The organism is uncultured Nitrospira sp., from assembly GCA_902500695.1.
In the GTDB taxonomy this organism is placed as follows: Bacteria; Nitrospirota; Nitrospiria; order Nitrospirales; family UBA8639; genus Nitrospira_E.
On sequence record CABVRQ010000050.1, the window covers coordinates 22822 to 29767 of the forward strand.

Annotated in this window: 5 protein-coding genes and 2 tRNA genes; 1 reads left to right on the forward strand and 6 read right to left on the reverse strand. The window is 46.6% G+C overall.

The features are described 5' to 3' along the window. Positions 1-12: 12 nt before the first annotated feature. The 5 genes from AAH187_RS12880 to AAH187_RS12900 all read right to left on the reverse strand — a co-directional run bounded on the left by AAH187_RS12880 (position 13) and on the right by AAH187_RS12900 (position 3030). The gene (locus AAH187_RS12880) at positions 13-1182 is read right to left on the reverse strand and encodes a TonB family protein (RefSeq protein ID WP_342348867.1); all 1170 of its coding nucleotides are present in this window, start codon (positions 1180-1182) and stop codon (positions 13-15) included. A 335-nt stretch (positions 1183-1517) separates the two neighbouring features. Then, positions 1518-1958 carry a biopolymer transporter ExbD gene (locus AAH187_RS12885; RefSeq protein WP_342348868.1) on the reverse strand — a complete coding sequence of 147 codons (441 nt, stop codon included), beginning with the start codon at positions 1956-1958 and terminating at the stop codon, positions 1518-1520. Beyond that, the gene (locus AAH187_RS12890; RefSeq protein ID WP_342348869.1) at positions 1955-2674 is read right to left on the reverse strand and encodes a MotA/TolQ/ExbB proton channel family protein; all 720 of its coding nucleotides are present in this window, start codon (positions 2672-2674) and stop codon (positions 1955-1957) included. Before AAH187_RS12890 ends, AAH187_RS12885 begins: the two co-directional genes overlap by 4 nt. 84 nt (positions 2675-2758) lie before the next feature. Next, a tRNA-Asp gene (locus AAH187_RS12895) sits at positions 2759-2837 on the reverse strand. Between the two features lie 117 nt (positions 2838-2954). After that, positions 2955-3030 (reverse strand) — tRNA-Val (locus tag AAH187_RS12900). Between the two features lie 180 nt (positions 3031-3210). On the opposite strand from AAH187_RS12900, the gene AAH187_RS12905 reads away from it, so the two are divergent. Beyond that, positions 3211-4020, forward strand: a complete 810-nt coding sequence (locus AAH187_RS12905) for a tetratricopeptide repeat protein (protein WP_342348870.1) — start codon at positions 3211-3213, stop codon at positions 4018-4020. Positions 4021-4051: 31 nt separating this feature from the next. Here the strand turns inward: AAH187_RS12905 and AAH187_RS12910 are convergent, their stop codons facing one another. After that, the gene (locus AAH187_RS12910) at positions 4052-6022 is read right to left on the reverse strand and encodes a LysM peptidoglycan-binding domain-containing protein (RefSeq protein ID WP_342348871.1); all 1971 of its coding nucleotides are present in this window, start codon (positions 6020-6022) and stop codon (positions 4052-4054) included. Positions 6023-6946: the final 924 nt, after the last annotated feature.

Sequence of the window (6946 nt, forward strand, 5' to 3'; positions counted from 1 at the left end):
TGGTGTCCTTAACTAATCCTTTTGATCCGTTTTAATAAATTGAAAACGCACATCCAGGAATGAATCGGAAATATCAGGCGGAAATGGTGGTAACGGGTTGACCGAATTCACCGCCCGTTGAGCGGCGGAATCGTAATATCCATTTCCTGAACTTTTATCAATGCGAATCTGGGAAATTTCTCCAGATCGAATAATACGGAATTTGAGCACCACTAACGGAGCATTTGCGACGAGGGGAGTTCTTCTCCACTGATCCTGAATGAGGTCCTGGATCATTCCATAATAATGATTTGTTCCCGCAGAAGCCTGAGCGGCAGTATTCCTGGAATTTGAAGCGGGTTGCACTTCCAGGAGTTGGAGACGATTTTTAATCGATTCAACCGGCGTGACGTCGGGAATAGATAATTTTGCAATTCGTTGATCCATTTCTGACTGTACCGGTTTGGTCAGTGGGGAAGAAGAGGACCCCGGTTGTTGAGGGGGTGGTGAGGCTGGAGACAGTTTTAAATTGGGGGCTGTCGCTTCTTCCAGTAATTGCTTCATCATATCTGACATTTTTTCACGTTGGGGAGGCTTTTCCGGTGGTGGGGATGGAGAGATTTGGGCTAATTGAGGAGCCGAGATTTCAGGGGCGAAAGGTTTTTCCTGTTGCGGCGTTGCGGCTGGGGGCTGTTTTTTGATCTTTCGAGTTGGGAGAGGTGTCGGTATTGTCGGGAGGGTTCGTTTAAAAGATTCCTCAAGATTACTTGATGGAGAAGCGTCGTTGGGTTTTCGTTCTTTTTCGGGCATCTTGAACGGGGTCACCGAACTCAATTCCGGTAGCATAGGAGCTAGTTTGACAGTTGGTTCAATTTTAGGAGGCTGATGTTGTGATACCGAATCCTGAGGCTCCGGAGGTACAGAAGTTGGGGGTGTAGCCTGTTTGGGAGATGGCGTTGGATAAGGCTTGGAAACGACTCTCGGTTGGGAAGAATGTAAGCGTTCCGGGCGCGAAATTTGTGGAGCAATGGGGGGCATTCGAAGATTTTCAAATAACGGGGACTGGTCTTTCAAGGGGGGGTGTTCGTTTACTTGGGGAGATGGTGTTGGAGCAGCCATTTCTTGTTTGTGAGGCACTACGATTGAGCCAACCGCCCCTTCCAAAAATTTCGATAATCGCTCGGATGGTGTTGGGACTGGCAAGGGAGGAAGAGTGGCTTCTATTGGTTGGGTCTTTGTTGGTTCTGCTTTTGTTGGTTGAGATTTTTGTTGAGGAGGCGCCTGGGGAGAAGATTGTTTTTGGTTTGAAGCAGGAGCCTGTGTTTCCGGTAAAGAAATAAGATTTACCTCGATGGCTCTGAGAGGTTCCTCAACTGTGGATTGAAATCGGAAGAACAGGGCCATCATGATGACGAGAGCATGGAAAAGACCTGAGGTGGCGAGTCCCCAACGGAATGAGGAGCTTTCTTGAGAACCGTCAGCAGCGAGCCCAAGGGAAATTAGACTTGGGGATTCAGCATGTCCCATTGGTCAAACGCTTAGCGGGAAATCCCGATGGTCTCGTCCTCGATGATTGTTTCAATCTTTGGGCCGGTAATCATTCCAAGGCGTTCAATTTTGGCCCCTTTGACTTCATCCATGACCTGCACCACGGTACCATAGGGAACCGTTTGATCTGCCCGCAGATACACCGAAATCAATGGATTTAAGATTTTGGCTTCTTGAAGTTTGCTTCGTAAATTTACCAAGCTAATAGTGTCGTTACCGAGGGATAGGGTGTGGTCTCGCTGAATCGTCACAATGAGGCGTTCTTCGGCTTGTATATTGTTGGCAGTTGTTGTCGGGAGGTTAATGTCTAAGCCACGATGTAGCATTGGGGCGGTAACCATGAAAATCACCAGGAGAACTAAGACGACATCGACGAGAGGAATGACATTGATTTCTGAGAGAAATTGTCGAGGCTTGGATCCAGTGGTCATCGGGTCACTTCCACTTCAAAGGCTTTTTCAGATTCTTCAATTGTATTGAGAAATTCAATGGTAAACGCCTCAACTCTAAAGGACATTTTCCGAATTCTAGAGAGAAAATAGTTGTAGGCCATCACGGCAGGGATTGCGGCAAATAGCCCGGCAGCAGTGGCCACAAGTGCTTCAGAGACTCCAGGAGCAACTGCGGCAATGCTTGCTGAACCTTGCATGCCGATTTCATGAAAGGCATTGATAATGCCCAAGACTGTTCCTAGAAGACCAATAAACGGAGTCAGATTTCCTGTGGTCGCCAAAAAAGGCAAATAGGCTTCCTGCTGGCTGATTTGGTTCTGGATGATGTATTGAGAGACCTTTTCCAAGTACTGTCGGTTTGGGGACCGCTCTGCAGGTTTTGCCTCCAGGGGAGGTCTCGATGTGAAGAGATCTGAGGATTCGGGCAAGCGGTCGGTAATGCCCAAATACACCACTGAGCTTGGGCTATAGGATAATGTTTGAGCCTGGCTTCTTAAAGTGTGCTGGTCGATGGGATTCTGTTCGTACAATTGTAGGAATTGGGATTCTTCCTGCCGAATGCGACCAAATCGCCTGAATCTGTTCACGATAATTCCCCATGAAATCACCGAAAAAATTGAGAGGACTAAAAGTATGACAATGGATAGCAGGCCCAAGGACCCAAAGAATTCAGAAGGATTGGCAGCAAAGGTCATAGGTTGTGTTTCGACCTCCTCTAGGCTGGTCAGAAGCTAAACAGGGGATATTGATAATGAAATAAACCACTGGGAGATGAGGTATGGCGGGGCCGACGGGATTTGAACCCGCGACCTCCAGATTGACAATCTGGCGTCCTAAACCTAGCTGAACGACGGCCCCGAAAATTTTTTTTGATCTTGGGCAAATAGCCCACGCATTCATTCAAAGAGGAAATGAAGTCGATGAAGAATTTCGTAATATATCAGATCAAGAAGACTATAAGCCAAAAAAATATATTGGTAGGCGGAACAGGGATCGAACCTGCGACATCTGCCGTGTAAAGGCAGCGCTCTGCCAGCTGAGCTATCCGCCTAAAAATAAAAACGCTACAATTCGTCCATTATAACAGGGAGTTAGGCCTTGTCAACTCAAATGAAATAGTGTGGAATACTGTTTGACATGACCAGGGCACGTGGGTATAAGGCAGCACACCCAAATGTTGAATGCGGGAAAAAATATATGGTCGTCCTAGTGACGAGAGGGAAGAATAATTATGGGATATAAAATTAAAGACCTTACCAATAAATCTCCTATGGTGGAGCAAGCTCAGTTTCTGTCTAGTAAAGAACGGTTTTTGTTTTTTGTGGAAGAGAATCGGGCTCTGGTATGGGGAGGCATTTTTCTTGTTCTGGCTGTGGTTGTGGCGATTGTGACGCTGGGTTGGCTCAATCAAACTAATCAAGAACATGCCTGGGAACTAGAAGGTCAGGCGCAAACGGTTTATTTGGATCGTCCACTAGATGATGTCAAAAAGGGCCAAGAGAATATTCAAAAAGCTTCAAGCCTGTTCAAGGACATTGTTGAACAATTTCCTGGGACGCCTAGCGCGGGAGTCTCCTCATTTTTATTAGGGAACAGTATGATGGAGGAGAAAAATTACTCAGGGGCGATAGAAGTGTATACTTCCTGGATCAAAGAATATGGTCAAGACCATATCTTCGTCGGATTAGTCCAGCAGCGGTTGGGGTTTGCCTATTTACTTAATGAGAATCGAGAGTCCGCCCTAAAGGCCTTTGACGCGGTGCTGGCCGATCCCCATGCGTTAAACAAAGACCAGGTAGTTTTTGAGCTGGCGAAGATTGCAGAGGCTGATGGAAATATTGCTGAAGCGGTTGGGCAGTATAAAAAGGTTATCCAGGAATTTCCTTTATCTCCGTTTGCGTCGGAAGCTGCTCTCAGGGTGAAGGTGTTAGCGCCGGAAGAAACCAAAGATTCTCCCTTACCGGAAACAAATGACGTGGGAGCGATTGAGAAGAACAGTCCTGAAACCCCACAAGTTCAGAATGAAGGAGAAGGGAAATAGTGTGGGTGCAGTCGTTCAACAAATGGGTGAGTTATTGGCTCACCATTAACATGCGGCCAGCCTGAATAATACTGGAAGAGAGGTTATTGAGAGCTTGCAGATCGTTCACGCTCATCCTAAATTGCTGGGCAATTGTCCATAAACTATCTCCCCGCCTGACCTTATACCATTTAGAGTCGTTTTTGTTTGAAGGGCTGACCGACGGTTCCCCTTTTATCCGTAACCGATCTCCTGGATGAATGATGTGGCTAGAGAGATTGTTTAATCTCATCAGTGAATCCACGGATTTTCGAAATCGAGCAGCAATACTTCCAAGGGAATCCCCTGATCGAACGCGATACCAGGTGATTTCAGTGTCAGCATAATCGTCATCAACTCCTCCACGAACTCGGAGCTTAGTCCCCACTCGTATAATATTGCTTCGTAAATTATTCATTTCTTTTAGTTGACTGACTTTCATCCCAAACCGTTTGGCCACTACCGATAAACTCTCACCACTTCGGACCGTATGCCATTCCGTTGGGGGAGGAGGTGGTTGGCTCCAGACGGCGAGTGTCGGATGCAGTTCTTCGACCAATGAAGCCATACCGAGGGGTACTTTCAGGTAGTAGCCTGGACCCGTAAGGCTAGGTACGATACTTCGCCGAAGTTCCGGGTTGAGTCGTTGGAGTTCCTCAACCGAAATTCCCGTTTGTTGCGTAACGGCTGAAAGATGAACGCGTTTCGTAATCAAGACTTCTTCAAATTCATGGCGATCACCGTCAGGAGTACTAAATCCATAGGCTGTAGGATTTTGTGCGATAAGGGTTGCCGCAATAAAGCGAGGCACATAGTCTTTGGTTTCCCGTCTTATGTGCCGTGACTGTCGAATTTTCCAAAAATCACGGGTCCCCGTATTTTTGATGGCCCGAGAAATCTTTCCACTTCCTGCATTGTACGCTCCAAGGGCGAGAGGCCAGGAGCCAAACTGGTCATATAAATCACGAAGATGATGGGCGGCAGCAACTGTGGATTTAATAGGATCCCGTCGTTCATCCAAATACCAGTCGACATCAAGTCCATACACACGGCCGGTCCCTTTCATGAATTGCCAGGGTCCTGAGGCACGGGATCGAGAAAATGCACGAGGGTTGAACCCACTTTCGACGAGGGAAAGATACATGAGTTCCGTTGGGAGACCGAGTTCACGAAAAACGGGTTCTACAAGGTCTTGATAATGGTGAAAACGGTCAAGATACGATTGAAATCGTTCATGAATCCCATACTGGAAATATTCCAGATTTTTCTCTACTGAATCGTTCAGTACAAGGGGAATGGTTCCATAAGCCCCTGATTTCCTATGTTGGGGGACTTCCCATGTTTGGTCGAACACCTTGGCAAATCGGGCTAGGACAACCTGCGACCGTTGCTCAGTTGAGTCAGCAGGGTAGAAACGTAATTTTGTAGAGGAGTTGATTGAGAACTGAGATTGAGCGTCTAAGGTTTCATTCGTTTTCTCTTCAGGTAAATAAGCCCCCTGGTTTAGGGTACCGCCAGATCCGTGAGAGATATCAATGGAAGTGGGGGCAATGGGTTTTTCAGAATCCGATGATTGGCTCTGGTGTGCGGGTGTTTGAGCTAGGTCATCTACAGAAGACTGGTTCGAGTCGTCTCCGGAAGATAACCCTGTGATCCCTGAAGTCGGTTTCTCAGTTTGATCTAGGAGAAAAGATGATTGCTGATTATTTTGAATGGTGCTCGTCGGAAACGTTTGAGTCTCAATTGAGGGTCCTTGGTGAGCGTGGCTATTTGCAATAGCATAATTAAACGTCAGCTCTTCCGTGGAGTCATTTGGAGGTGAGAACGATGGTTCGCCGAAGGATGGTTGTGGGCAAAGAGCCAACGTGATCAAAATGACACTGGAGCCAAAAAGTAGATTGCTGGCAATGCCAGCCGCTCCCAGAGGAATGGTGGAACGTTGAACTTGTAACGTTTTATCTAAGTGATTCATTTTATAAGACATTTCGGCAAATCTATGCACAACTTAATAGGCTACCCTTGCAAGGAAAGATTGTCAAACATATTCATGAACTTTTGATCTTTATCCATAGGTGGAAATTGTGCACGAACCGCACCAAAAATTAAGTCTAGGAAAGAAAGAAAAAAACTGTGGGAGGGTGAATGAGAGTGACGTTTTTATTCCGGTAGTTAGGCAAAAATGTCACCGATGGGGGTTGGCTGGCAGGGTCCAAAGTAAAATATGGCCTTCTTATCCAGATGCCATATCCTTTTCCCATGCAATGCGTGAGGGTATGACCGAGGGGCATGATAATGTCTTTTCTGACCCTGGCAAAGAGCAACCCTTGCAGCCCTTTGCGAATCCGTTCAACGGATTGGGGTTGCTATAGTGCAAAATTCTAAGGGGAAGGCCTATGGTCCTTCAAATCGTTCACTGGTCGGAGTTTAGCTTCTTAAATATTCCAGTAGGGATCAATATTTCAATAGAGCCTACATTCTGAGCATTTTTGCTTTGTAGGAGACATACCCCCATTCATTTCATTTAGTTGGGCAGACTCAACCTTTCGATGCCCGGTTGCATGCATTTAATCCCACCTTTTCCTCGATCATGACGGAATCAATCAAGGGAAATGTCCGAAAATGTTCCGATCCCGCTTCTCCGTCGAAATTGGCCCACCCCAAAACAATCCGACCATCGGGAAATACGTTTCTGATTAATTTGACCGGACTTAAGCCTGCGACATTTTGATCGAACCTGGAGGGGGATGCCCACCACATAAAATTGGCTCCAATCTACGGATGTCAGGGGTCAGGTTGAAAATTGTGGAGCGATCGTTCGGGCAATCTCTTCTATATGATTGATAGAACAGTCGACTCCCAGATCCGTGGCTTCGATTATGGGTGTAAACTCGATAGGAAATTGCTTGTG